This window comes from Paraburkholderia flagellata, from assembly GCF_021390645.1.
GTDB lineage: Bacteria > Pseudomonadota > Gammaproteobacteria > Burkholderiales > Burkholderiaceae > Paraburkholderia > Paraburkholderia flagellata.
In genome coordinates this window covers 614,164-639,084 of the sequence record NZ_JAJEJT010000004.1, presented here as the reverse complement: position 1 = coordinate 639,084, position 24,921 = coordinate 614,164, and the positions used below count along the sequence as shown (strand labels likewise).

19 protein-coding genes are annotated in these 24,921 nt (G+C 64.6%); 9 read left to right on the top strand and 10 right to left on the bottom strand.

All coding sequences use genetic code 11. The features are described from left to right. Window positions 1-35: 35 nt before the first annotated feature. Both L0U83_RS33455 and L0U83_RS33450 read right to left on the bottom strand, forming a co-directional pair. Window positions 36-791, bottom strand: coding sequence for a helix-turn-helix domain-containing protein (locus L0U83_RS33455; protein ID WP_373321162.1), 756 nt, complete (start codon window positions 789-791; stop codon window positions 36-38). A 169-nt stretch (window positions 792-960) separates the two neighbouring features. Further along, a complete protein-coding gene (locus L0U83_RS33450) occupies window positions 961-2,490 on the bottom strand; it encodes a methyl-accepting chemotaxis protein (protein ID WP_233888443.1) in 1,530 nt (509 codons plus the stop codon). 555 nt (window positions 2,491-3,045) lie between these two features. Between L0U83_RS33450 and L0U83_RS33445 the strand changes: the two genes are divergently transcribed. Continuing rightward, window positions 3,046-5,982: a PAS domain-containing hybrid sensor histidine kinase/response regulator gene (locus L0U83_RS33445; RefSeq protein WP_233888442.1), complete on the top strand. Its 2,937-nt coding sequence runs from the start codon at window positions 3,046-3,048 to the stop codon at window positions 5,980-5,982. 17 nt (window positions 5,983-5,999) lie between these two features. Here L0U83_RS33445 and L0U83_RS33440 read toward each other — a convergent pair whose 3' ends face one another. From L0U83_RS33440 to L0U83_RS33430, 3 genes are all read right to left on the bottom strand, one after another. Further along, a complete protein-coding gene (locus tag L0U83_RS33440; RefSeq protein WP_233888441.1) occupies window positions 6,000-7,151 on the bottom strand; it encodes a branched-chain amino acid ABC transporter substrate-binding protein in 1,152 nt (383 codons plus the stop codon). 75 nt (window positions 7,152-7,226) lie between these two features. Then, complete coding sequence (locus L0U83_RS33435) at window positions 7,227-8,459, bottom strand: NAD(P)/FAD-dependent oxidoreductase (RefSeq protein ID WP_233888440.1); 1,233 nt, start codon at window positions 8,457-8,459, stop codon at window positions 7,227-7,229. Further along, complete coding sequence (locus tag L0U83_RS33430) at window positions 8,459-9,790, bottom strand: amino acid permease (RefSeq protein WP_233889131.1); 1,332 nt, start codon at window positions 9,788-9,790, stop codon at window positions 8,459-8,461. Before L0U83_RS33430 ends, L0U83_RS33435 begins: the two co-directional genes overlap by 1 nt. A 366-nt stretch (window positions 9,791-10,156) precedes the next feature. On the opposite strand from L0U83_RS33430, the gene L0U83_RS33425 reads away from it, so the two are divergent. The 4 genes from L0U83_RS33425 to L0U83_RS33410 all read left to right on the top strand — a co-directional run bounded on the left by L0U83_RS33425 (window position 10,157) and on the right by L0U83_RS33410 (window position 14,493). Next, complete coding sequence (locus L0U83_RS33425) at window positions 10,157-11,584, top strand: aminotransferase-like domain-containing protein (protein ID WP_233888439.1); 1,428 nt, start codon at window positions 10,157-10,159, stop codon at window positions 11,582-11,584. Between the two features lie 337 nt (window positions 11,585-11,921). Continuing rightward, entirely contained in the window at window positions 11,922-12,458 is a 537-nt protein-coding gene (locus L0U83_RS33420; protein ID WP_233888438.1) for a hypothetical protein, read from the top strand. 64 nt (window positions 12,459-12,522) lie between these two features. Beyond that, window positions 12,523-13,989, top strand: a complete 1,467-nt coding sequence (locus L0U83_RS33415; protein WP_233889128.1) for an MFS transporter — start codon at window positions 12,523-12,525, stop codon at window positions 13,987-13,989. 165 nt (window positions 13,990-14,154) lie between these two features. Continuing rightward, entirely contained in the window at window positions 14,155-14,493 is a 339-nt protein-coding gene (locus L0U83_RS33410) for a DUF2322 family protein (protein WP_233889125.1), read from the top strand. A gap of 49 nt (window positions 14,494-14,542) precedes the next feature. Here L0U83_RS33410 and L0U83_RS33405 read toward each other — a convergent pair whose 3' ends face one another. The 3 genes from L0U83_RS33405 to L0U83_RS33395 are packed head-to-tail and all read right to left on the bottom strand — an operon-like array spanning window position 14,543 to window position 18,149. Next, window positions 14,543-15,982: an MFS transporter gene (locus L0U83_RS33405; RefSeq protein WP_233888437.1), complete on the bottom strand. Its 1,440-nt coding sequence runs from the start codon at window positions 15,980-15,982 to the stop codon at window positions 14,543-14,545. A 60-nt stretch (window positions 15,983-16,042) separates the two neighbouring features. Continuing rightward, window positions 16,043-17,194: a CaiB/BaiF CoA transferase family protein gene (locus L0U83_RS33400; RefSeq protein ID WP_233888436.1), complete on the bottom strand. Its 1,152-nt coding sequence runs from the start codon at window positions 17,192-17,194 to the stop codon at window positions 16,043-16,045. 16 nt (window positions 17,195-17,210) lie between these two features. Next, window positions 17,211-18,149: a hydroxymethylglutaryl-CoA lyase gene (locus tag L0U83_RS33395; protein ID WP_233888435.1), complete on the bottom strand. Its 939-nt coding sequence runs from the start codon at window positions 18,147-18,149 to the stop codon at window positions 17,211-17,213. A gap of 127 nt (window positions 18,150-18,276) precedes the next feature. Between L0U83_RS33395 and L0U83_RS33390 the strand changes: the two genes are divergently transcribed. Both L0U83_RS33390 and L0U83_RS33385 read left to right on the top strand, forming a co-directional pair. Beyond that, window positions 18,277-19,206, top strand: coding sequence for a LysR family transcriptional regulator (locus L0U83_RS33390; protein ID WP_233889122.1), 930 nt, complete (start codon window positions 18,277-18,279; stop codon window positions 19,204-19,206). A 210-nt stretch (window positions 19,207-19,416) separates the two neighbouring features. Then, window positions 19,417-20,082 (top strand): DUF2278 family protein, encoded by a 666-nt coding sequence (locus tag L0U83_RS33385; RefSeq protein ID WP_233888434.1) that lies wholly within the window; start codon window positions 19,417-19,419, stop codon window positions 20,080-20,082. Window positions 20,083-20,149: 67 nt separating this feature from the next. Here L0U83_RS33385 and L0U83_RS33380 read toward each other — a convergent pair whose 3' ends face one another. Further along, the gene (locus L0U83_RS33380) at window positions 20,150-22,288 is read right to left on the bottom strand and encodes a TonB-dependent siderophore receptor (protein ID WP_233888433.1); all 2,139 of its coding nucleotides are present in this window, start codon (window positions 22,286-22,288) and stop codon (window positions 20,150-20,152) included. A gap of 401 nt (window positions 22,289-22,689) precedes the next feature. On the opposite strand from L0U83_RS33380, the gene L0U83_RS33375 reads away from it, so the two are divergent. Together L0U83_RS33375 and L0U83_RS33370 are read left to right on the top strand one after the other, a co-directional pair. Continuing rightward, window positions 22,690-22,995 carry a hypothetical protein gene (locus tag L0U83_RS33375; RefSeq protein ID WP_233888432.1) on the top strand — a complete coding sequence of 102 codons (306 nt, stop codon included), beginning with the start codon at window positions 22,690-22,692 and terminating at the stop codon, window positions 22,993-22,995. A 300-nt stretch (window positions 22,996-23,295) separates the two neighbouring features. Beyond that, the gene (locus L0U83_RS33370) at window positions 23,296-24,411 is read left to right on the top strand and encodes a linear amide C-N hydrolase (protein WP_233888431.1); all 1,116 of its coding nucleotides are present in this window, start codon (window positions 23,296-23,298) and stop codon (window positions 24,409-24,411) included. Between the two features lie 21 nt (window positions 24,412-24,432). Here L0U83_RS33370 and L0U83_RS33365 read toward each other — a convergent pair whose 3' ends face one another. Continuing rightward, window positions 24,433-24,858 carry a VOC family protein gene (locus L0U83_RS33365; RefSeq protein ID WP_233888430.1) on the bottom strand — a complete coding sequence of 142 codons (426 nt, stop codon included), beginning with the start codon at window positions 24,856-24,858 and terminating at the stop codon, window positions 24,433-24,435. Between the last annotated feature and the right edge of the window lie 63 nt (window positions 24,859-24,921).

The window sequence follows — 24,921 nt, the reverse complement described above, 5'->3', positions numbered from 1 at the left end:
TCGGAGCTTCGATGGCTGCCGCGTCAGCGGCCCGCTCAAACCGTTTGCAGCCCTTCGATATCGCAGATGCGAATCAGCTTGCCCTGCGCGTCGATCAGGCCGCGCTTCTGGAAGCGCGACAAAATCCGGCTCACGGTTTCGAGCGTGATGCCGAGGTAGCTGCCCATATCCTCGCGGGACATGCGCAGACGGAACTCCGCCTGCGAATAACCGCGCTCCCAGTTGCGCGACGACACGTCGAGCAGGAACGCGGCCACGCGTTCTTCGGCGGTGAGCGAGCCCAGCACCATCATCTGCGAGGCTTCCTGATTGAACTGGTCGCCCATGAGCCGATGCAAACGGTCCTGCATCGTGCCGCTCTCGCGGCACAAGGTCTTGAGCGCGGCGTAGGGCAGCGTGCAAATTGAACTGTCCTCGAGCGCGACCGCGCTGAACGCGTGCACGTCGGTGGCAATGCCGTCGAGACCTAGCGCGTCACCCGCGAGACGCAGCCCCGTGATCTGCTCCCGGCCGTCGCGGTTGACAATGAGCGTTTTGAGTGAGCCGGAGCGCACGGCATACAGACTGTCGAAGCGGTCGCCCGAGCGATAGAGCGCCTCGCCGCGGCGCACCTTGCGCGCTCCGCAGATGAGGGCTTCGAGCCTCGGCAAGTCTTCGGCCGGCAGGCCCTGAGGCATGCAAAGATGGCGCATGGCGCACCCCGAGCAGCGTGCGCTGGGCTGCGTTCCCGCGAGAGGAGCACGACTGCTTTGGCGCACGACGATGGCGGATCCTGCGACGGGTGAGAGCATCGAACCTCTCCTTCTTTAACATTTTTTAAGAGTTCGACGCATTGTCACACCATGGACGTGCGTCAACGCGGTGGCAAAATGCCGCGCACCAGAACCGCAGCCCTTTGAGCCTTGTCACGCAAGGGTTTCCCGGCCTGGTGCGCAAGCCATTGCGGGCAACGAAAGACCATCAAGTCCGGAAAATCGACACCGCCTGTGAAAGCCGGTGCGCCTGCCCGGAAAGCGAGTCCGCCGCCGCAGCGGCCTCCTCCACGAGCGCCGCGTTCTGCTGCGTTACCTCGTCCATCTGCGTCACCGCGCGGCTGATCTGCTCGATGCCAAGACGCTGCTCGGACGAGGCCTCGGAAATGCCCGCAATGATGCCGGTGACGTTTTCGACCGAGCGCACGATGCTGTCCATCGTCGCGCCAGCCGCGCGCACGCGATCCGAACCCTCGCGAACCTGCCCGACCGATGCGTCGATCAACACCTTGATCTCGCGCGCCGCGCTCGCGCTGCGCTGCGCAAGCGATCGCACTTCGGAGGCGACCACCGCGAATCCGCGTCCTTCCTCGCCGGCGCGCGCCGCTTCCACGGCGGCGTTGAGCGCAAGAATATTGGTCTGGAACGCGATGCCTTCGATCACGCCCGTGATCTCGACCATCTTCTCCGAAGAGGTCTGAATGGCCGACATCGTATCCACCACCGCCGCCACCGCCGCGCCGCCCTCGGCCGCCGCGGTGCTGGCCGTGGAAACGAGCTGGCGCGCGTGGTTGGCGTTGGCCTCGTTGTTCTGCACCGTCGACGTGAGCTGCTCCATGCTGGCCGCGGTTTGCTGCAGCGAGGCGGCCTGTTCTTCGGTGCGCGAAGAGAGGTCCGTATTGCCCGCGGCGATCTCGCCCGCGCCCGTGGTCACGGACTGAGCGCCCGCGCGGATCTCGCTGATCATGGTCACGAGACTCGCTTGCATGCGCGCAATTGACGCCAGCAGGCTGCGTTCGTCGCCAGGCCGCAACTCGACGTTGCCAGTCAGGTCGCCCGTGGCGATACGGTGCGTGACCGCCACCGCGTAGTGCGGCTCGCCCCCGAGCGTGCCCACGAGATTGCGGATGATCTGCCACGACAGCACGCCGATACCCGCCACTGCCGCGATGATGAGCGCAAGCAGCACGCGCCCGGTGCGCCAGAACGTGGCGTCGATATCGTCGAGAAAGAAGCCCGTGCCGATCCACCAGCCCCACGGCGCGAACTCCAGAATGCCATTCATCTTCGCCGTGAGCTGGCCCGTGGTGGGGTGCTTCGCCATCGTCATCATCACGGGCATGTGCTCGCGCGCGAGCATTTCGCGGTAGAGGTCGGTGTCGGGCCGTCCGTCCGGCGCTCGGCCTACGTTGACCTTGCCGATCGAAGCCAGATTGCGGTGAACCAGCGTGGTACCGTCGGGCAGACGCGCCCAGAAGTAGCTTCGATCGGAATAGTTGAGCTGGTTGAGCGCCTGCTGCGTGGCCGCCTGCGCCTGCTCACGGGTCATTTTTCCGGCGACTTCCTGGTCGTGATAGAAGGTCGCGAGATGCTCCGCCATTTGCAGCAGATTCGTGATCTTGCCGCGCGTTTCGTCGAGCATTTCCCGCTTGAGGCTGACGAGCCCATAGCCGCCAATGGCGATCAACCCGATCAGCGCCGTGATCACCAAAAGAAGGAGTCGTGTGGAAATTCGCATGAAACGTTCGTACGCCTTATCAGTTTTATGTTCAGAGCGCGTCGTCGCTCACGGCCAGCCCTGTCCCCGGGGCTAGCCTGAACGTGCCTTGACGCGCTGGCGCTATGCGAGCACCAGCCTGTCTCTCTTCCCGATAACGGCGCATTGCGCACCGTCTTGAGGGATGGAGCGCAATTTTTGTGTGACAAGCTTACGATGTCAAGCCTTGTTGCCTGACAAATTCCACAAATCTGACGATAGGCTTTTCACTTTCCGCCGAGTCGCTTCCACATCGAAGCCGTGATGCGTTTCCGCGCTTTGCCGTAGCCGCTCCACGAATCGGCGCGACGAACGCGAGCAAGTCGACCGTCTGCGTCGATTCAGCGCTCGCCGCCTGAGGCCCGCCCCGGTATGCGCGCCCCTCAAAGGGACGCAACGAAACGCACTGGCATCCAGCGGATTTCGTCTACGGGAATACGCGATGCGCACTCACGTACACAACGGGCTGAGCCTGCGTTCGCACCTTGCACCAAAGATGCGCATGGCGGCGCGGCGCACGACTAAGGCGGAGGCAGCATGCAAGACAACAGCGCACCTGCGCTCAAAGTCGAGGAAACGCTGATCACCGAGGCTCTGGTGAACCGCCCGAACCGACTGCCCGACTACCAGGGCGAGAGCCGTGCGCTTGCTGCGCTCGCACAGGAAATGGCGAGCAATCCTTCAGGTGTACTGCCGATGCTCGCGCAACTCGCCCTCGCGCTTTGCCGCGCCGAGTCGGCTGGCGTGAGCGTGCCCGAGCGCGACGGCGCCACAGCTCAGTACCGCTGGCACGCGGTGGCCGGCGAACTGGCCGGGGACGTCGACCGGATGCTTCCCGGCGACGACTGCCCAAGCGGCGAGACCGAGGGGCGCAACACCATGCTCCTGTTCGACCGGCCCGCACGCTGCTTTGCCTCGTACCGCGCGATCGATCCGCCCATCCGCGAAGCGCTGCACGTGCCCTGGCGCGTCGACGGCACGGTGGTTGGCTCGGTCTGGGCCGTGACACACGGCCAGGAACGCCATTTCGACGCCGAGGACGCGCGCCTGCTGCAAAGCCTCGCCTCCTGCGCGAGCGCCGCGCACCAGTTGAGCTGCGCGCTGATCGACGCCCAGGACGCGGGCAACAATCTCGCGCATCAAGTCGCCGAACGCACGCGCACGCTGCAGAACATCAACACGAAGCTCCACGACGAAGCCGCGTTGCGCAAGCAGGTCGAAGACGCGCTGCGCGAGAGCGAGGCGCGCCTGCAGGCCGCCATTTCCATCGAAACCGTGGGCGTGCTGTTCTTCGACCTCGACGGCACCATGGCCGACGCCAACGGCGCATTCGAGCAGATGAGCGGCTACAGCCGCGAGGATCTGCGCGCCGCGACGCACTGGGATCGACTCGTGCCGCTCGAATTTCTCGGTGTCACGACGCGGGCGGTCAGCGACCTCGCCACTACGGGACGCACGCAGCCCTACGAGCGGCAGTTGATCCGCAAGGACGGCACGCGCTGGTGGGGCCTTTTCGCGCCTACCCGGCTTTCGGGCACCGGCATGGCCTCGAAGTGCGCCGAGTTCGCGCTGGACATTACCGAGCGCAAGCGTGTGGAAACCGAATGCGTGGACAGCGAGGAGCGCTTTCGCGCACTGGTGGAAGGCTTTGCGCAGGCCGTTTGGGAAGCCGATGCCCAGGGCCTGGCCGAGTCGGTCTCACCGGGCTGGTCGGAATACACCGGCCAGCCCGGTGAAGAATGGCTCGGCGAAGGTTGGGCCAACGCCGTTCATCCCGACGACCGCGCCTACGCGCTGCGCCAATGGAAGGACGCGATCGCGGCGCAACGCGTGGTGGACGCGGAATTCCGGCTGCACGTCGCCACGGGCGGCTGGAAATGGACCAACGTGCGCGCCGCGCCGATCTGGAATACGGACGGCACGGTGCGCAAATGGGTGGGCATGAATATCGACGTGGACGACCGCCGCGGCGCCCAGGAAGCGCTGCGCGAAAGCGAGGCGCGCTTCCGTGCGCTGGCCGATGCGTCACCTGCGTTGATCTGGCAAATCGACACACAAGGCAACACGGTCTATTTGAACCAGCGCTATCTCGCGACGATCGGCCTCACGTCGGGGCAACTGCTGGAAACGGGCTGGCACGCCGTCGTCCATCCGCGCGACCTGCCTGGTTTTCTTACACGCGTACAGACCGCGCAGCAGGACCATTGCGCGTTCCAGAGCCGGTTGCGCGTCAAGCTCAAGGATGCAGGCTGGCACTGGTTCGAAACCTGCTGTGCGCCGTGGTTCTCCGCGAGCGGAGCGTTTCGCGGCCACGTATGCGTTTCCATCGACGTGACCGAAGCCGTGAACGCCGCAGACGCGCTCAAGGAAGCCGACCGCCGCAAGGACGAATTCCTCGCGACGCTCGCGCACGAACTGCGCAATCCGCTCGCGCCGATTGCCAATGCGCTGCATCTCATCCGGCGCAGTGCGTTTCCCGCGGACTCGGCCCCGATACTCGACATGCTCGATCGCCAGGTGCATCACATGGTGCGGCTGATCGACGATCTGATGGAAGTGTCGCGCATCACGCGCGGCAAGATCGGTCTCGTGAAGGCGCCGGTAGCGCTCGCGGAAATCATCGAGAATGCGATTGAAACGAGCCGGCCCGCCATCGATCAGGCGCACCATGAACTGAGCATCACGCTGCCCGACACGCCGCTCGTGCTCGACGCCGACCGCGTGCGTCTCACGCAGGTCTTCGCGAACATGCTCAACAACGCGGCGCGCTACACCGACACGGGCGGCCAGATCCGGCTCCTCGCTACGCGCGAAGGCGACTGGGTTGTCGTCACGCTGAGCGATACGGGCATCGGCATGTCAGCCGGGCAAATCGATCAGGTATTCGAAATGTTCACGCAGGTCAGCCGCCCGGCCGAGCGCAGCCAGGGCGGCCTCGGCATTGGTCTCACCATGGTGCGCCACCTGGTGCACATGCACGGCGGCACGGTCGAGGCGGCGAGCGCAGGCCCCGGCAAAGGCAGCACGTTCACGGTGCGCCTGCCGCTCTCGCAGCAAACGCCCGCCGAGGCGCGCGAGACCCCGGCGGCCGTGGCGCGCGCCGCGAAGCCGCTCGCGGGCAAGCGCGTTCTCGTGGTCGACGACAACCGCGACGCCGCCGATTCGCTCGGCATGGTGCTTTCGGGCGAAGGCGCGCAGGTGCGCGTGGTGTATGACGGCGCCGCCGCCCTCGGCGCGCTGGAGCAGTCGGTGCCCCACGCGGTCGTGCTCGACATCGGCATGCCGGGCATGGACGGCTACGAAATCGCGCGGCAGATCCGTCAAAGCCCGCGCTACGTTGGCCTGCAGATCATCGCGCTGACGGGTTGGGGCCAGCACGCCGACCGGCTGCGCTCGCGCATGAGCGGCTTCGACTCGCACCTCACGAAGCCGGTCGATTTCCACGCGCTGATCGAGCTGCTCGTGGCGCGCTGAACACCCCAAGGCTCACGTTACACGCCGTTGTTGCCTCCAAGCGTTCTCAGGCTCTTCCACTGCCCCTGCTGCACCTCGAAGAGCGTATAAGGCGGCTTGATGAGGTCGCCGTGCGGATCGAACGCGATATTGCCCGTCACGCCCACCACCGTCACCTTCGGGAAGCTCGCGACGATCTTCGCGCGGTCGAGCGAGTCGGCATCGCGGATCGCCTTGATCATGGCGAGCGCGGCGTCATAGGCGAACGGCGCATACAATTCGACATCCTGATTGAATCTCGCCTTGTAGCGCTTCGCGAACGCCTGCGCGGAAGGCAGCTTGTCGAGTGCCGGTCCCGGTTCGAGGTCCTGCGTGCCCTCGCCCGCCGGGCCCGCGATCTGCAGGAAGGCATTGCTCTTCAATGCGCCCGCGCCGAAGAGCCGCGCCGGCATGCCGAGCGTGCGCATCTGCTTGGCAAGCATCGCGCCTTGTTCGTCGAGGCCGCCAAAGAAGATCACGTCGACGTTCTTCTGCTTGAGCGACGTGAGAATGGCGCGAAAATCCACGGCTTTGTCGTTGGTGAACTCGCGGTCGACGATATTGCCGTTGGCCTCCTTCGCACCCTTCTCGAATGCGTCGGCGAGTCCCTGGCCGAAGGCCGTGCGGTCGTCGATGATGCCGATGCGCTTCGCCTTCAACTGCTCCACCGCGAATTTACCGGCGATCACGCCGCCTATGCCGTCGTTGCCCATGGTGCGGAACACGTTCGCGTAGCCCTGCTGGGTCAGCGCCGGGTTGGTGGACCCCGGCGTGATCATGGCGACGTTCGCGTTGTGATAAACCGCCGACGCGGGAATGCTGCAGCCCGAGTTGTAGTGGCCGATCACGCCGACCACGCCGTCGTCCACGAGCTTTTGCGCCACCTGCACGGCCACGTGCGGGTCGGCCTGGTCGTCTTGCACGTCGAGCACGTACTTCACCGGTTTGCCCGCAATCACGGGGTGTTTCGCGTTCTCCTCGTCAATCGCGAGTTGTGCGCCGTACTGCAAGTCCTTGCCGACGCGCGCGACCGGGCCGGTGAGCGGACCCGCGAAGCCGATCTTCACAACCTCGGGCTCGGCCGCCTGTGCGGGGCCGTGCAAGCCCATAAGCCCGAGGGCCATCGTTAGTACGAGAGTGCGGCGGTTCATGATGCTCATCCTCGCTGGGAGACTGTTGCGGTGGGTGTTACGTGGCTGGTGGCTGGAAAGTACCTGTAAACACGGCTAAAAACGACGCGGACTATAAGGCGTGAGATCGAGAGCGGGCACGCGTTGCGCAACGAGATCGGCAACCACGCTGCCCGTCACGCCGCCGAGCGTTACGCCAAGATGCTGATGCCCGAACGCGTAGATCACGCGCGGCGAGCGGCTCGACGCGCCCACCACGGGTAGCGCGTCGGGCATGCTCGGCCTGAAACCAAGCCAGTCGCTGTCCGGCTCCGGCAATCCGGGCAACGCCTCCTGCGCGGAGCGCGTCAAAAGCCGCAGCAGGTCCGCGTTCTTGCCCGCGCCGTTGGCTGCCAGTTCGACGGTGCCCGCCGCCCGAATGCCGCCGTCCATCGGCGTCATGTAGAACCCGCGCTCGGCCCAGCCGCACGGCCGCGAAATACGGTTAGCGGTGCCAGGAAAGCGCACGTGATAGCCGCGCTCCACGCCTAGCGGCAGTGCGTCGCCGCATTGGCGCGCGAAGCGAGCCGAAAACGCGCCGGCGCACACAATGGCCTGTTCGGCGTCATGCGTCTCGCCCGCCGAATCGATCAGATTCACGGCACTTCGCGCAGGCTCCAGCGTCTCGACGGCCACGCGCCGGTGCACGAGACCGCGCTCGGTCAACATCGCATGCAAGGCCTGAAGAAAGCCGCGCGGATCACTCAAAAACCAGCTGCCCTTGAAGAGCGTGCCTTGCGCGAAGAGCGGCGCGAGGCCCGGCTCCAGTTGTGCGATTTCGCTGCGCGCGAGCGTTTCAAACTCCACGCCTAGCGAGCGCCGCAGTTCAAGCGCCGGTTGCGCAGCCTCGAACGATGCCGCGCTCGAATACAGATAGAGGCATTCGCGCTCGCGCACGAAGGACGCGAGTGTGTCGGCAGTGAGCATCTCGCGGTAGCCCTCGAATGCGCGCGAGAGCAGTTGCGCGAGCGCATTCACGCTGCGCCCGTAGCGGCGCGGTGTGGCGCTCAGCAGAAAGCGTGCGAGCCACGGCGTGAGCGTTGGCACGTCGCCCCAGCGAATGCGCAGCGGGCTCGTAGACGAAAACAGAAAGCGCGGGATGTTGCGAAACACGTCGGGATTGTTCACGGGAATGCACGCGTAGTTCGCGAACGTGCCCGCGTTGCCGTATGAGGCGCCCTCGCCCGGCCCTTGCGCGTCGTACAGCGTCACGCTGTGCCCGTCGCGCATGAGCCAGTAAGCGCACGACAACCCCACGAACCCCGCGCCGATGACAGCCACTTGCGCCATTACTTCTTCCAGTTGGTTGCGGGCTCACGGAAATCCTCCACGTGAGTCCTCTTGCGCGTCAGCATGTATGCCGCCGACACCACCGCCAGGCTCGCGAGGCTCGCCATGAGCTGCCCCGAGAGCGCATGATCGAAACCCATCGCACAGAGCACGCCAGCAATGGCCACTACCACGGCCCACGAAAGCCACGGAAAAAGCCACATCTTGAACGTGAGCCGTTCGGGTTCCGTTGCCTCAAGCCGACGGCGAATCACGATCTGCGAGACGGCGATAGAGAGGTACACGAACAGCATCACCGCGCCCGATGCACTGACGAGATAGAGGAACACGCCCTGCGGCGAAACGATCGCCGCCACGATGGCCACGTAGCCGACGATGCTGCTCGCGAGCACCGCCAGACGCGGCACGCGGCTCTTCGAGAGCGTGAGCAGCGCACGCGGCGCGTCGCGGCGTTCCGCAAGCCGGAACACGATGCGCGAGGACACGTAGAGCCCGGAGTTCAGCGCCGACAGCACGGCCACGAGCACGATTGCATTCATGATGTCCGCAGCGCCCGGAATATGCATGGTTTCGAGCGCGGCCACGAACGGCGAGTAGCCCACCTTGATGCTCGCCCACGGCACGATGCACGCAATCACGAAGAGCGAGCCGACATAGAACGTGATGACGCGCAGGATGACCGAGCGGGTCATCGACGCGACGTTGCGGCCCGGATCGTCGGATTCGGCCGCGGCGATGGTCGCGATCTCCGCGCCGCCCACGGCGAAGATCACGGTAGGCACGCCCGCGAAGATCGACATCGCGCCGAACGGCATGAAGCCGTGGTCGCCGCTCAGGTTGTTCACAGTCTGGTGCCACGAGCTGAAGCCGAACAGATAGCTCGCGCCCACCACGATGAACACGATGATCGCCGCGACTTTGATCGACGCGAACCAGTACTCGAATTCTCCATACGATTTCACCGAGAGCAGGTTCACGACCGTCATCAACGAGAGCAGCACGAGCCCGATCACCCAGACCGGGGCGGGAATCCAGCGCTGCAGGATGCCCGCGCCCGCCACCGCCTCCACGGCGACCACGATCACCCAGAAGTACCAGTAGAGCCAGCCGTTCGTGAAGCCGGCCCAGTCGCCAAGACCAATGCGCGTGAACTCCGTGAACGAGCCGACGCCCGGATGCGCGAGCGCCATCTCGCCGAGCATGCGCATGACGAAAAGCACGACGATGCCCGCCAGCAGATAACTCAGGCAGGCGGCGGGCCCCATCGCGTTGATGGTGGCGCTGCTGCCGACGAACAGCCCCGCGCCGATGATGCCGCCGAGCGAAATCATCGTGACGTGCCGCTTGCGCAGCGAATGGCCGAGGGGTGTGGATGTTCCGCCTGAAGCGGGTGTGGGTTGCCGGGTTGCCACGAGCCTGTCCTCCTGTAATACAGTGCGTGTTGCGCCGAACTGCTGGCCGAACAAAACCTTGGATTCATACTCACACAATAATTTTTTGTGTGCAATTGAAAAGTCTTTGTGTGGAGACCAGGAATTTCCCTGGCGTTTGGCCTTACTGCCCACGTCATATGCAGATAAACTCTTGCCAGACATCACATTATTAGGTTAAAGATGCGATAGCGGCACCGGAGACGTGTCTCTGAACAGCATGGCGATGTGGCAGACGATCGAGTTTTGTATGGAGTTACTACTTGCATGAAAGCCGACGATTACCAGACAAAAACGGATGACAATATCCAGACAAAGGGTCGTCAAGCCACGTATCTGGAGGTCTCCCGCAATCTCGAGGAGCAGGTGCGCAGCGGTCAGTACCCGCCTGGCAGCCGCTTGCCGCCGCAGCGCGATCTGGCCGTGGAGCTGGGCATCAACGTCTCCACCGTTTCGCGCGCCTACAAGGAGTTGCAGGCGCGCGGGCTGATCGTCGCGAGCAAGCGGCGCGGCTCGATCGTCACCGGCGGGGCCATGCCGGCCGTCGGCGCCTCGGCGCAGCGAAGCGCGGACGCGAGCGGCGCACAAGCGAACGGCGTGGTCGATCTCACCGTCAACCGCCCGGCGACCGGCGAATTCCTCGCACAGCTCGCCCGCACGATGACGTCGATCCCGCGCGACCCGCGCTTTGCGGAGACTCAGGAATACCAGCCGCCCCAGGGTGCCGAATGGGCGCGCGCGGCGGGCGCGCAGTGGATCGCCGCGCCCGGCTTCACGCCCTCGCCCGACAATCTCGTCGTGACGAGCGGCGCGCAGCACGGCCTCTATGCGGTCCTGAGCAGCCTGATGGGACACGAAGGCGTGATCCTCTCCGACAAGCTGACCTACTACGGCCTCAAGGCGCTGGCGCCCGTGTTCCAGTTCGAGCTGGTCGGTATCCCGAGCGATGCCGAAGGCCTCCTGCCCGATCAGCTCGAAGACGCCTGCCGCCGCATGCCGGTGAAGGCGATCTTTACCGTGCCGAACCTGCAGAACCCGAGCGTCGTGACGATGAGCCTCGAGCGGCGCCTCGCGCTCGTGGAGATCGCGCGGCGGCATCACGTCGCGATCATCGAGGACGATGTGTACGGGCCGTTGCTGCGCAAGCGCCTGCCGACCATCGCGAGCCTGTGCCCCGAGTTGACCTTCCACGTGGCCTCCACCTCGAAGGTGCTCGCGCCGGGTCTGCGCATTGGTTATCTGCTCACGCCGGCGCATGGCGCGGCGCTCGCGGCCGAAGCCGTGCGCACGACGGCCTGGATGCCCGCGCCGCTCACCACGCTCATCACCACGCGCTGGATCGAGGACGGCACCGCGCACCTCATACTCGATGCGCAGCGTGCGGAACTGCAGGCACGGCAGGAACTCGCGCTCGAAATCTTGCCGCGCGAACTGCTCAACAGCGACCCGGCGTGCATGTTCGTCTGGTTGCGTGTGCCGGCCCCGTGGCGTTCCGACGACTTCGCCGCCAACGCACTGGCGCGCGGCGTGAACACCATGCCCGCCTCGGCGTTCGCCGTGGACCGCTCGACGCTCGAGCACGGCGTGCGGATCAACCTCGCGTGTGCAACCTCGCGGGAGCAACTGGCGCGCGCACTGAAGATCCTCGCGCGCACGTTGCAGGACCGGCCGCGCGCGCTCTTCGGCACGATCTAGACCGCACTCGTATTTTCCCGAATACGCTGGCGCCGATGGGCTCGCCCCTGGCTCGAGCCCATCGCGTATACGCACGACCATGCGCAATTTCTTCCGCTGCGGGTGGTCTTCCTGGCGTCTGGACCGGTCATATCGTCCGCGATGTTAGGCAACGACATTTCATACCAATCCACTAGCTGGTGGACTTTGCATCCATCTGTATGGCGTGCGCGCACATTCGGCTGGCAGGAAGCAAATCAGGTACTAGAATGCATTGGTGCAGTTGACGCAAAGGTAGTCTGTTCAGCAGGAACGTTCGGCAGTTCGATGTTTCGAGTTCGTCATTGGAGGCATGCTCATGACGTGCCTGAACGAAAAGATTGTCGGTGCAGCCTTTTTTATGCTGAGCGGTTATGCGTTCGCTCAGAGCACCGGCTTGAACGCTCCCGAAACCATGACGGTCGCCAATATCCCGTCCATGCCTATGGAAGTGGTTCCAGCGCTACCACCGGAACCCCAGGCGTACCTGCACCGGTACGAATTGGAATATCAGGCGAATCAGCCAAAGCCGTTTTACGCGCAAGTCGAAAGTTTTTATACCGCGCCGGTGGCGCAGGACAAATACCATTACGATTTCGTGAAGTCCGCGCCCGGGAGCCGTTATGGCGAGCAACAGGCTGCGCGGCCCGGTTCCGACTATCTGCAGATGGGCCCTTCCACAGCGCCGCAACTCTCGATTCTTCAGGTGCCGGACAGCACGCTGAACATTGGCGCGCAGCCTCAGCGCAGGCTCTCGCTGACCGTTGACGAGTGGGTGTTTTCCGCCACCGCGCGCGTCGCCATTCTTCATTCGCATAGCACGGGCGCAACGGTGACGGTTCGGCGCGGGTTCTAAAGCGCCCGCATTTCAGGAACGTCGCATGCTACAAGGCATCGCGTGCCGAACCCCGCCTTGCCCGATGAATCCGCCAAACACGACCGAGACGACCGATAAGCCCGCCATCATCGAAACCACGCTGCCCGCGCGCCTCGACCGCTTGCCGTGGGGCCGCTTTCACGTGCTCATCGTCGTGGCGCTGGGCGTCACCTGGCTGCTCGATGGTCTCGAAGTCACGCTGGCCGGTGCCGTAGCGAGTGCGCTAAAAACGAGCCCGGTGCTGCATCTGGACAACGCGCAGGTGGGCCTCGCCGGCAGCGCGTATATCGCGGGCGCCGTGTGCGGCGCGCTCGGTTTTGGCTGGCTCACGGACCGGCTGGGCCGCCGCAAGCTCTTCTTCATCACGCTCGCCGTCTATCTGCTTGCCACCGCCGCTACGGCGTTCTCGTGGAGCTTCGCGAGCTTCGTGGCGTTCCGCGCAATCACGGGCGCGGGCATCGGCGGCGAGTACGCGGCCATCAATTCGACGATCCAGGAGTTCACGCCCGCGCGCGTGCGCGGCTGGACCGACCTCAGCATCAACGGCACGTTCTGGGTGGGCGCGGGCATCGGCGCGGCGGGCTCGCTCGTGCTGCTCGACCCTCACTTGCTGCCCGCGGACTGGGGCTGGCGCGTGTGTTTCTTTATCGGCGCGGTGCTCGCGCTCATCATCTTGCCCATGCGCCGCTGGATTCCCGAAAGCCCGCGCTGGCTCCTCACGCACGGCGAGCACGAGGAAGCCAAACGGATCGTGGCGAACATTGAAACGCGCTTTCGCGATGCTGGCCATACGCTGGAAGACCCGCCCAACGACCCGCTGCGTCTGCATGCGCGCAGCCATACGCCACTGCGCGCGGTGTTCCACGCCATCTTCGTGCGGCACCGCCGGCGCGCGCTGGTGGGTCTTTCGCTCATGACGGCGCAGGCCTTCTTCTACAACGCCATTTTCTTCACCTACGCGCTCGTGCTCACGGAGTTCTATCACGTGCCTGGCGGCGACGTGGGCCTCTACCTGCTGCCGTTCGCACTCGGCAACTTCCTCGGGCCGCTCTTGCTGGGGCGTCTGTTCGACGTGATTGGCCGCCGCACGATGATCGCCGCGACCTATGCGCTCTCAGGCGTGCTGCTCACGGTGAGCGGCTGGCTGTTCGAGCAGGGCATGCTCACGGCGACGATGCAAACCGTCGCGTGGATGGTGATCTTCTTTTTCGCCTCGGCAGCCGCGAGTTCGGCCTATTTGACCGTGAGCGAATCGTTTCCGCTGGAGATTCGGGCGCTTGCCATCGCCGTGTTCTATGCGTTCGGCACGGCGCTGGGCGGCATCATCGGCCCGGCATTCTTCGGACGACTGATCGATACGCACCAGCGCAGCGAGGTGTTCACGGGCTATGTGGTTGGCTCGGCGCTCATGCTCGGGGCGGCGCTCGTGGCCGCGATCTGGGGCGTGGACGCGGAACGCAAGTCGCTCGAGCATGTGGCTGCGCCGCTTTCGGCAGTGGGAGAGGAATGAGGAGCGTGGCGGGACTCGCCGAAAGCGAAGCGCACGTGCTGAGCGTGGCCGCCGCGATCGACAGCGCGTTGCAGGGCGCGAACGGGGCCTGACGCGACTCCCCCCGATCGGCTAAGATACGGCTCCCCAAACGCCATTTACCGAACCAACGGAGTGTTTTCAGTGATTCAGGCAATTCAACCGGGCGCCGTCTTCAAGGACAATCTCGCACTGCTGCCGGGCATCGACGGCATCGAGCGCATCGATCTCGTGGACGCTCAGGGCAACGTCGCCGCGAGCATCGAAAACAAGCCCGGCAAGCAGGGCTCGCTCGCGGTCTACCACTATCTGCGCGAAGCCTTCGGCACCCTCGACACCAACGCCGCCGAGCATGGCCTCGCCGTGTTCGCCGAACACACCGCCGATGCGCGCAACCGTCCGGGCGCGCACCCGAACGTCGACCGTCTGCTGGAAATCGCAGCAGGCGGCCCTGCGCTGCGCATCGACGTGATCGCCGCAGCCTGAGCGTTGCCATAGCAGGCGTGCTGGCCGGCACGCCTCCTTCCCTTCCCCCTCACGCCGAAAGCTCTTCGAGCCGCACGCCATTCGTGCGCGGCCCGAACCCGCCGATGGAAATCATCACCGCGACCATGCACACGGTGACGCCGACGAACACGCCGCTCACGCCAAAATCGCGCAACAACGCGGCGATGATAAAACCCGACATCATCGCGCCCACGCGGCTCGCGGAATAGACGATGCCATTGGCGCTGCAACGCACGGCCGTTGGGAAAAGCTCGGCTTGATAGGCGTGATAGCACACAGAAATGGTCTGGCCCGCGAGACTGATCAGGACACCGAGCGAAATGAGCGCGAGCGGCCCGCGCGCCTGCGCAAACAGCAACCCGAACACGATAACCGCAAATGCCGAACCGACGATGAGCCACTTGCGCTCGATGCGATCGGCCACGAGCATCGCGAGCAACGGTCCGCACGGCAACGCGATGGCGATCACGACCGCATAGAGCAGGCTCTTCGTGACGGTCACTCCCTGCCCGATCAGGAGCGTGGGCACCCAGTTCGCGAAACCGTAATAGCCCACGGCCTGGCACAGATTGAACGCGATCAACATGATGAGGCGCGCGCGGTACGGTGGCTTCCACAGCTCCGCGAGCGAAGCGCGCCGGTGCGCGGGCAGCACGAGCGTCGGCGAAGGCTCGGGCAAGGCCTTGCCACTTTCGCGCACGGCCCGCTGCTCCATCTGCGCGATCACGCGTTCAGCCGCCTCTGTCTGGCCGTGCGTGACGAGCCAGCGCGGGCTTTCCGGCACGGCGCGGCGCACGAACCAAACGATCGCTGCACCGAGCGAACCGGCGAGCACGACCCAGCGCCAGCCGTCGAGACCGAGCGGCGCCAGCGGCACGAGCCACCAGGAAAGGAGTGCCGAAATGGGCGCTGCCGAAAACATGATCGCCTGATTCAACGCCATGGCGCGGCCACGCATCTGCTGCGGGACCATCTCCGTGACGTAGCTGTCGATGGTGACGATCTCGATGCCCACGCCGATGCCCGTGATGAAGCGCCACAGGATCAGCCCCTGCGAAGTATGCTGAAACGCCATCGCCACCGACCCCGCCGAATACCATAGCAGCGAGAACGTGAAAACGCTTCGTCGTCCGAAACGGTCGGGCAGCCAGCCGAAGCAGAACGTGCCGACGAAAAGACCCGCGAAAGTCGCGGCCACGAAGGCGCCTATGCCGTTGAAGCCGAAAAACGCGTGCGTGGTGGTTTGCAGCATGCCGCTTTTGGCCATGCCCGGTGCGATATAGCCCGTGAAGATGAGATCGTAGACCTCGAAGAAACCGCCCAGCGAAATGAGCATCACCAGCATCCAGAGCTGGCGCGTGGCGGGCAGGCGGTCGAGCCGTGCGGAAAGCGCTGCCGCCGCGCGATTGCCCACGGGTGCGGCTGTGACGGCGTCGAGCGGATCGTCCGCGCCGAGGGTTCGTTGCATACATGTCTCCGTGACGACGCCTCGCCGGGCGTCATTCTTGTGAACGCCGGGCCCGCTTGCTCAGCGCGCTGCGCGTGACTTCAGTCGCGCCAGCACCTCTTCGGTATGCTCGCCCACCCGCGCGAGCGGCTGACGCACGCCGGGACGGCGGCCGTCCATCATGAGCGGCAGCAGCACGACTTCGGTCGTGCCGCCGTCGTCGGTCTGCATCGGCACGAGGCCACCGCTCGCCTTGAGGTGCGGATCGTCGAGCAACTGGTCGGGGCGCACGATGGGCGCGTACGGAATGCCTGCCACTTCGAGACGCGGCATGAGTTCGGCGACCTGCTGCGTGGCTAGCACCGCGCCCAGGCGTTCGAGCAGTTCACGCCGCACGGCCACGCGCAGGGCGTTGTTTGCGAAGTGAGGCTCGGCGGCAAGCTGCGGGCAGCCGATCACGTCGCAAAGCGTCACGAACTGCTTGTCGCTCACCGCACCGATGAAAAGCTGTTCGCCCTCTGCGAGCGTGAACACGTCGTACACGCTCCAGGCCGAAACGCGGGAAGGCATGGGCGGCGGCGCTTCGTGCGTCATGGCGTATTGCTGCATGTGCTGCGCGCTCAGGAACACACAGTTCTCGAACAACGCGCTCTGCACCTCCTGGCCGCGCCCGGTGGCGTCGCGCTCGCGCAGCGCCGCCAGCACGCCGATCGCGCCGAACATGCCGCCCATGATGTCGTTGACCGACGTGCCAGCACGCAGCGGCCGCCCCGCAGGCCCGGTCATATACGAGAGGCCGCCCATCATCTGCACGACCTCGTCCAGCGCGAGACGCTTTTCATAGGGGCCCGGCAAAAAGCCCTTATGCGAGACGTAGATGAGACGTGGGTAGCGCTGTGAGAGCGTCGCGTAATCCAGGCCGAGCTTTTCCATGAGGCCGGGCCGGAAATTTTCGAGCATCACGTCGCATTCGCCGATCAGCTCGACGGCCGCCGCGCGCCCCGCTTCGGTGTTGATGTCGAGCACGACGCTCTTCTTGTTGCGGTTGAACGAGCGGAAAAAGCCGATGCCGAGGCCCGGCAGATTGCGCGTCTTGTCGCCGCCGGGCGGTTCGATCTTGATGACTTCGGCGCCGAGGTCCGCGAGGATCATCCCGCAGGTGGGGCCCATGACCATGTGCGTGAATTCGACGACACGCACGCCTTCGAGTGGCAACCGGTTTTGCGTATTCATAAGGAATTCCAACTAATCAGGCGTGATGCGCGATTGCGCCAAAGGTCTTCGGCAGGCCGGCGCGCCAGAGCGTGCCGTGCAGCGTTTCGCCCTCCAGCCACCCGGCCACGCGCGCGCGCAGCGCGAGCAGCCGTTCGATGTCGATGCCGGTATCGATGCCCATGTCCGAGAGCATGAACGCGAGGTCTTCGCTCGACGCGTTGCCGCTTGCGCCCGGCGCATGCGGGCAGCCGCCGATGCCGCCAAGCGTGGCGTCGAAGCGCGTCACGCCCGCCTCCAGCGCCGCGTAGACGTTGGCGAGCGCGAGGCCGCGCGTGTCGTGAAAGTGTGCGCAGCACAAACGCTCGCCCGCGATCTCTCGCGCGGCCTCGACGAGTGCTCGCACGGCGGCTGGGTTCGCGTAGCCCACGGTGTCGGCGAGACTCACGCGGTCCGCGCCTGCGTCGAGCAGCGCCTGCATGCAGCGCAGCACCTCGGCGGGCTCGACGCGACCTTGCAGCGTGCAACCGAAGGCCGTGCCGATGCCGCCTTCGATCAGCGTGTTCGCGCCACTGGCGTCGCGCGCGGCGCGCATGCGCGCCACTTCGGCGACTACTTCGTCTGGCGTCTTGCGCAGGTTCGCAAGGCTATGCGCCTCGCTCGCAGAAAGCGGCACGAGCATGAGATCCGCTTGCGCCTCCAACGCGCGCTCGGCGCCCTTGAGGTTCGGTACGAGCACCGAGACGATGAGGTCCGGCAGCGTTTTCGCGTAAGCGACGAGTTCTGCCGTATCCGCGAGTTGCGGCAAGAGCCGCGCGGGCACGAACGAGCCCACTTCGATCTCGCGCTGGCCAGCTTCGTGTGCCGCGCGTATCCACTCGATCTTGTGCTCGGTGGGCAGCACGGTCTGGATGCTCTGCAGGCCGTCGCGCAAGCCGACCTCGCGTATCACGCAGCGCTGCGGTAATGGGGGCATGAAGGTGTCTCCGTTTTTGTCTCCAGCGATGTGCTAACTTTAGGCATTCCGCAAAATACATAAAGCGGTATTTTGGAAGCGTCAAGATTCCAATCCGGAAACACAGAAAATGCAGAAAGGAGACCCCGTGCACGACATCGACCTCAAGACCCTGCGCCTTCTCATAAGTGTGTGCGAGCACGGCAACATGGGGCGTGCGGCGCGCGAGGAGCATATCGAGCCTTCCGCCATCAGCAAGCGCATCGCTCAACTCGAAAGCGAATTCGGCGTGCCGCTGCTCACGCGCTCGCGCCGTGGCGTGCAGCCCACCGCGGCGGGCCTCGCGCTGCTCGAGCATGCGCGCAGCGTGATCTTCACGCTCGAGCGCGCGGCCAGCGACGTTGCCGCGCTCGGCAGCGGCCTCTCGGGCAGCGTGAGCGTGTGCGCCTCGGCCTCGGCGATCGCCGAAGCGCTGCTCGACGATCTCGCGTCGTTCATGCGCTTGCCCGCGTACAAGAACATTCGCGTGAACGTGGAGGAGCGCACGTCGCACGAACTCGTGGAACGCGTGCGCGACGGCGCGGCCTCGCTAGGCGTTTGCTGGGACAACGTCGAACTCGGGGGACTGCAATCGCGCCCCTGGCGCGAAGACCGGCTCGTGCTCGCCGTGCACCCCGAGCACCCGCTTGCGAAGCGCCGCACCATCGCCTTCGAGGAGACGCTCGATTACGAGCACGTGGGCCTGCCGCCCTCCACCGCCGTCCATACGATGCTGCGGCAGTCGGCGGCACGCAGCGGGCGTACGGTCACGTATCGCGCGGTGGTGTCGACGCTCGACGCGGCGTTCCGCGTGGTGGGCGCCAATCTCGGCATCAGCGTCGTGCCCCAGGAGGTGAGCAACACCTACCGGCGCATCATGGATGTGCGCACGATTGCCCTCACCGACGCCTGGGCGCGGCGGCGTTTCATCGTCTGCTTTCGTGCGTTCGACACGCTGCAGCCCGCGGCGCAGCGCATGGTTGAGCATCTCGTAGAGCGCGCGGCACAGAAGAAGCGTGGCGCGAAGAATACGGCTTGAGTGCCCGCCTCAAGCCACCGTTCTCTTCGTACGCTCGCGCGGCCGGTTCGCGATGTCCGGCCCCCGCGAATTCGCGCGCGAGTGAAAGTGCGCCGACAGCCACAGTGCGAATCCGAAAAGCGAAGACACACCCTCACGCGCACACTGTAAGCGCAAGTTCACGTTCGCGCGGCACAATGGCAAACCCCACCGAACAAAGAGGAGCGCGCGATGGCCCTTCCTTACGGCTACATTAAGGCGAAGATCGTTTCCGCACCACAGTTGAAAGCCACGCGGCGGCCTCACGAAGTCCAATACCACCTGCACTTCGGTGTGACGATCGACGGCGCGCGATGGGACATCGCCGTCAATGTGGGCACCACGGATGCCGACGACCTGCTCAAGTACAAGCTCGTGTTTGACTTCAATCACAACGTGCTCGCCACGCTAGAGGGCGCGGCCGAAGGCCAGACCGATCTCACGGGCACCGAAGCGCTGCCCGCCATCGACTTCGAGCGCAGCGACTTTCTCGCCAATACAGGTGCGTGGCGCAACAGCGACGTGATGGACGGCTCCGACCAGGTGGAACCCGTGGCCTCGCTGAAGCGTCTTCTGTTGCGCGCGCAACAATCCTCGCTAGACGTGTACGTGTTCGGCCGCTTCTACAGCGAAGGCGACGGCATTCACGACGTCCACATGAACCAGGGTTCGAAGGGCGAGTTCATCCACACGGCGGGCAACGACGCGAACGACCACAACGACATCTGGGAGGACGGCGCGCTGCTCGTGGATCTGGGCGACCCCGAATGGGCCTTGTATGTCGCGGCGTTCGATCAGCAATACGTGCCAACCGACGATCTCGGCAACCCGATGCCGAATTCGCAACCGATTTCGTAACCTCAAAGGCTAACGGGCGCATCCCGGCCACCCGGCATGCGCCCGCTCGTTCAAACGAATCGAACGTTCAGAAGTCAATCTTCGCGTTGAGGCTGACCGTGCGCGGGTCGCCCGGCGCGATGTAATCGGCGTACTGGAACATCCAGTAGCGGCGATTCGTGATGTTGTCGATCGCCGCGCGCAACGTCACGTCGTGGCCGCCAATGCGGGTGAAGTAGTTCGCGCCCACGTTCACGAGCATGTAGCCGCCCGTTTCCAGATTGTTTGCCGGACGCACCTGCGTGCTGCCCGTGAACTTCGCATCCGCAGCCAGTTGCAGGCCCGGCACATAAGGCACGTCGTAGCTCACGCGGCCCGCGGCGACGAACGTCGGCGCGCCGGCTACGCGATTGCCGTTGTACGACTGTCCCTTCGCGTACCACGTATCGAGCAGCGTGACGCTGCCTGCCACCTGCCAGCTGCGGCCAAGCCGCACGCTGCCGCCCGCCTCGATCCCTTCGTAGATCGAATTACCGTCCTGCACATAGACGTTGTCGCTGTTTGCATAAGCCGCGCCGCGCTCGATGCGGAACAGCGCCGCCGTCGCGCTCCAGCGCTCGTGCTCGCTCTTGATGCCGATCTCATACTGACGCGAGCGCAGCGGGCGCAGCATCGCGCCGCCGTTCGCGTAGATGCTGTCCACGATTGCGCCCTGCTCCAGCGCCTCGACGTAGCTCGCGTACAGCGTCGTGTTCGGCTCGAGCTTGTACATGAGCGCGAAGGTCGGCGTGAGTACGCCGTTCTGGCTGTACTGGGACGTCTTTTCGCCCGTGGTTGCGTAGTTGTTCTGACTATAGTTCGTGTAACGCAGGCCAGCGAGCACGGACCAGCGGCTCGTGATCTGCATCGTGTCGCTCACGAACGCCGACGCCTGCGTGATATCGCTCGCGCGGTACGTTTCGAGCCCGGAGCCCGAATAGTAGCGCCACGGATTGGGCTGATACAGATTGCCGTTGCCGAGCACCGTGTAGATCGCGTTCGACGCGTAGTTGTTGGTCTGGTGCTGGTACGCACCTCCAATCACGAGTTGATGCGTGAACGGCCCGGTCTTCACCTTGCCCTCGAACATGCCCTGCCAGTAGATGTCCTGATGGCCTTCGTCGCCGTTCCAGCGCGCGTCGGTGTAGTCGCCTTCCTGGTTGAGCAGCGTGAGCGTGCTCTCATTGCGATCGCGCGCCGACTTGCTGTAGCTGCCCGAGGTGGTGAACGACCAGTCGGGCGTGATCTGGTAACGCACGCCCGCCGTGTAAAGCTGCAGGTTCGTGTTGATGTGCTGGTCGGTGCCGCCGAGCAGATTGCTGCCGCCGCTGATCACCGCAGGCAGGCTCGACGCCGTGTAGCTGCCCGTGTAAATCGCGGGCGTCTGGCCGCTGGAGCGGATGGTCTGGTAAAGCGCGTTGAACCAGACCTGCAGGTCGCGGGTGAGTTGGCCGTCGAGCGCGAGCGAAACCGAGTTGCGGTTGATATCGCCGGCGTTATAGGTCTTGCCCGCTTCCTTCGTGTAGTTCAGGCGCGCACCGAACATGTCGTCGGGGCCGAAGCGGCGGCTCAGGTCCACGTGCGTGCTTAGCACGCCGTCCATGCGATAGCCCACGTCGAGGCTCGTGACCGGGTCCTTGTCCGGCCGCTTCGTCACGTAGTTGACGAGGCCGCCCGGCTGCGCGAAGCCATACATGAAGCCGCCCAGGCCCTTGAGCAATTCCACGCGCTCCAGTTGCTCGTAGGGCATGGTGATGCCGTACGAGATGAACGGATTGCCGTCGATGCGAAAGCCGTTCTGCCAGTCCACGGGCAGGCCGCGAATGGTGATGTAGGTGGCCCACGCGTTATAGGCGTTGCTGTTGTTGCTGACCGAGGCGTCGCCGGCGAACACATCGCCGAGCTTGTAGACCTGGCGTTCGGCGAGGTCCTCGCCCGTCACGACGGTGGTCGAGAACGGCGTATCGAGCTGCGAGCGCGTGCCGAGCGCGCCGCTGTTCACCGGCGTATTCAGATGCAGCGGCGAGTCGGCGACCTGGCTTGCGCTCACCTTCACGGCGGGCAGCGCCTGGTCCGTGCTGGTGGCGGCCGCGGCGCCGTCCTGCACAGTGGCCGGAGTGTCTGTCTGGGCAACGGCGGCCTGCGCCGCCGCAAAAGTGAGCCAGGCCGCAAAATGCAACGGCCGCATGGGCCGGGGCTGCGTGCGTCGGGCGCGCCGCGCGTGTTCTCGGTTGTTCATGTCGTTTTGGAAGGGTCGTCTCGCCAGTGCGCGCGGAAACTTCAATGAGAAGCATTCTCATTATCACTGGCGGGCGATATTAACAAACCCTTACGACTTTTCCTAGAATCCGTACGGCATTCGTCAGTTTTGACGTATTCCCCCGAAATACTGCTCAAAACGGACTCGAAGCGGCCAGACAATGTCTGTTTAGCGAATGAATCACCTACGATTTCGTGGATTGGACAGCCGCTCGAAAGATGGCGCTGGCGCACCCGGTTTGCTGCTCTGCGTGATGTCGGCGCCTGGAAATACGCTAAGTCGCGACATAAAATACAGGCCCAGTCAGTCCATTCACGTGGTGGCCGCGTATGAAACACGCTACGTTCCCCGTGCTGATCGTTCTGGCTTCGGTCCCGGCCGCATGGGCTATGGGCCGCGCCTGCGCAAACGAAAACACGGATCTGCCCTCTGCCCAGAGCGCGGCGCCTGCCACGCTGCACTGGCCTCCTGCCTCGCCCTCGTCTATCCCGCCAGGCATTTCCCGCGCCGCGTTGCACACGGGGCCCGAGAATAATGGCAGGTCGTATTTCGAAACGCTCCCGGGCGGCGATGAAAAGCTCGACGATCGAGGTGCGCCCTTGCGCGGCGATCGTTTCCGCTGGCAGCAGCCGTAGCGTTCAGACGACTGCACGACGGCGTTCTTACGATCTTCAGTCTTACTGATTATTGTTGGCGGCTGCCAGAATGAACTGGCGGCTCAGTACTCGCGACGGGTCGCAGTCGGGCATGCGCGCGCCGTGCTTCATCTGCGTCACTGATGCCTCCGATAAACCGCCAGCCGGCCGGCGACAACTGCACCGCGCTATCCGCGTCGCATAGCTGGCGCGAGGGCATGCTTGCCCCCTTGGCACGTTCGAACGGGCCAAAGCGAGTTCCGTGACATGATCGGCTCGTCCTGCAACTGGAACGCCATCATGTCCCGTCTGGTTTGTTCGCATCTGCGCCTGAAAGCCTGCGTGCTTGCCACAACGCTTGCCTTGCTCGCGGCTCCCCTCGTCATCGATACCGCGCAAGCCTGCACGCGCGCGCTCTACGTGGGCGATAGCGGACTCGTCATCACGGGGCGTTCGATGGACTGGTCCGAGGACATGCGCTCGAACCTTTGGGTCTTTCCGGCGGGCATGGAACGCGACGGCAACGCGGGCCCGCGCTCGCCGCACTGGCGCTCGAAATACGGCAGCGTAGTGGTCTCGGGATACGACATCGGCAGCGTGGACGGCATGAACGAGCGCGGCCTCGTGGCCAACGCGCTCTATCTCGCCGAAACCGATTACGGCAAGCCCAATTCGGGGCGGCAGCCGCTCGCCATCAGCCTGTGGGCGCAATACGTGCTCGACAATTTCGCCACGGTTGGAGAGGCCGTCGAAGCGCTTGGCCACGAGCCGTTCCAGATCATTGCGCCGCCGCTTCCCGACGGCAAACCGATCACGATCCACCTCGCGCTTTCCGATTCGCAAGGCGACTCGGCCATTCTCGAATATCTCGACGGCAAGCTCGTGATCATGCACGACAAGGCGTACAAGGTCATGACGAACTCGCCGATCTACCCCGAGCAACTCGCGCTCGACACGTACTGGAAAGGTGTGGGCGGCCTCGCCTTTCTGCCTGGCACGAATCGCGCGGCCGACCGCTTCGTGCGTGCCTCGTTTCTACTCGATGCCATTCCGAAGAAGCCCGACCCTGCCTATATGGCGGGCGTGCCGCAGCAAAACCCGGCTTATCAGGCCGTGGCGAGTGTGATGAGCCTCATGCGCTCCGTGAGCGTGCCGCTCGGCATCTCCACGCCCAACATGCCGAATCTTTCGTCGACGATCTGGCGCACGGTGGCGGACCAGACGAACCGCGTCTATTACTTCGATTCCGCCACACGCCCCGACACCTTCTGGATCTCGCTCAGCAAACTCGACCTCAAGCCCGGCGCGCCCGTGATGAAGCTGACCATCGATTCGGGCCAGGTGTATTCAGGTGAAGTGTCGGGCAATTTCGTGGCGACGCCGTCGTTCAAGTTCATGCCCGCGACCGCGCCTTGATCGCCGCGCGGGCATCCACGCTCACTTCGCGAAAAGCTGGCCGATGTCCTTGAACGCCTTGAATTCGAGCGCGTTGCCGCACGGGTCGAGGAGGAACATCGTGGCCTGCTCGCCCACTTGCCCCTTGAAGCGCACGTAAGGTTCGATCACGAACTTCACTCCGAATGTCTTGAGACGCTCGGCCAGCGCCTCCCAGTCGCCCCAGCTCAGCACGACGCCGAAATGCGGCACGGGCACGTCGTGGCCGTCCACGGGATTCGTGTGCGCATGGTCCTGCGAGGCCGTTTTCGGATGCTCGTGAATCACGAGTTGATGGCCGAAGAAGTCGAAGTCGACCCACTGCGCGCTGGAGCGCCCCTCTGCTAGACCGAACACGCGACCGTAGAAGTCGCGCGCGGCAGCGAGGTCATAAACGGGAATGGCGAGGTGAAAGGGGGAAAGCGACATGCGTGTCTCCACTGTCTTCGAAAGCGATCCTGTCATGGTAGACAGACCGAAGCAAAAACAAAA

What these genes read in the sequence shown, in the direction of transcription:
- L0U83_RS33455 (WP_373321162.1), bottom strand. Translation starts at nt 791, where the DNA reads ATGCTCTCACCCGTCGCAGGATCCGCCATCGTCGTGCGCCAAAGCAGT.
- L0U83_RS33450 (WP_233888443.1), bottom strand. Translation starts at nt 2,490, where the DNA reads ATGCGAATTTCCACACGACTCCTTCTTTTGGTGATCACGGCGCTGATC.
- L0U83_RS33445 (WP_233888442.1), top strand. Translation starts at nt 3,046, where the DNA reads ATGCAAGACAACAGCGCACCTGCGCTCAAAGTCGAGGAAACGCTGATC.
- L0U83_RS33440 (WP_233888441.1), bottom strand. Translation starts at nt 7,151, where the DNA reads ATGAACCGCCGCACTCTCGTACTAACGATGGCCCTCGGGCTTATGGGC.
- L0U83_RS33435 (WP_233888440.1), bottom strand. Translation starts at nt 8,459, where the DNA reads ATGGCGCAAGTGGCTGTCATCGGCGCGGGGTTCGTGGGGTTGTCGTGC.
- L0U83_RS33430 (WP_233889131.1), bottom strand. Translation starts at nt 9,790, where the DNA reads ATGATTTCGCTCGGCGGCATCATCGGCGCGGGGCTGTTCGTCGGCAGC.
- L0U83_RS33425 (WP_233888439.1), top strand. Translation starts at nt 10,157, where the DNA reads ATGAAAGCCGACGATTACCAGACAAAAACGGATGACAATATCCAGACA.
- L0U83_RS33420 (WP_233888438.1), top strand. Translation starts at nt 11,922, where the DNA reads ATGACGTGCCTGAACGAAAAGATTGTCGGTGCAGCCTTTTTTATGCTG.
- L0U83_RS33415 (WP_233889128.1), top strand. Translation starts at nt 12,523, where the DNA reads ATGAATCCGCCAAACACGACCGAGACGACCGATAAGCCCGCCATCATC.
- L0U83_RS33405 (WP_233888437.1), bottom strand. Translation starts at nt 15,982, where the DNA reads ATGCAACGAACCCTCGGCGCGGACGATCCGCTCGACGCCGTCACAGCC.
- L0U83_RS33400 (WP_233888436.1), bottom strand. Translation starts at nt 17,194, where the DNA reads ATGAATACGCAAAACCGGTTGCCACTCGAAGGCGTGCGTGTCGTCGAA.
- L0U83_RS33395 (WP_233888435.1), bottom strand. Translation starts at nt 18,149, where the DNA reads ATGCCCCCATTACCGCAGCGCTGCGTGATACGCGAGGTCGGCTTGCGC.
- L0U83_RS33385 (WP_233888434.1), top strand. Translation starts at nt 19,417, where the DNA reads ATGGCCCTTCCTTACGGCTACATTAAGGCGAAGATCGTTTCCGCACCA.
- L0U83_RS33380 (WP_233888433.1), bottom strand. Translation starts at nt 22,288, where the DNA reads ATGCGGCCGTTGCATTTTGCGGCCTGGCTCACTTTTGCGGCGGCGCAG.
- L0U83_RS33375 (WP_233888432.1), top strand. Translation starts at nt 22,690, where the DNA reads ATGAAACACGCTACGTTCCCCGTGCTGATCGTTCTGGCTTCGGTCCCG.
- L0U83_RS33370 (WP_233888431.1), top strand. Translation starts at nt 23,296, where the DNA reads ATGTCCCGTCTGGTTTGTTCGCATCTGCGCCTGAAAGCCTGCGTGCTT.
- L0U83_RS33365 (WP_233888430.1), bottom strand. Translation starts at nt 24,858, where the DNA reads ATGTCGCTTTCCCCCTTTCACCTCGCCATTCCCGTTTATGACCTCGCT.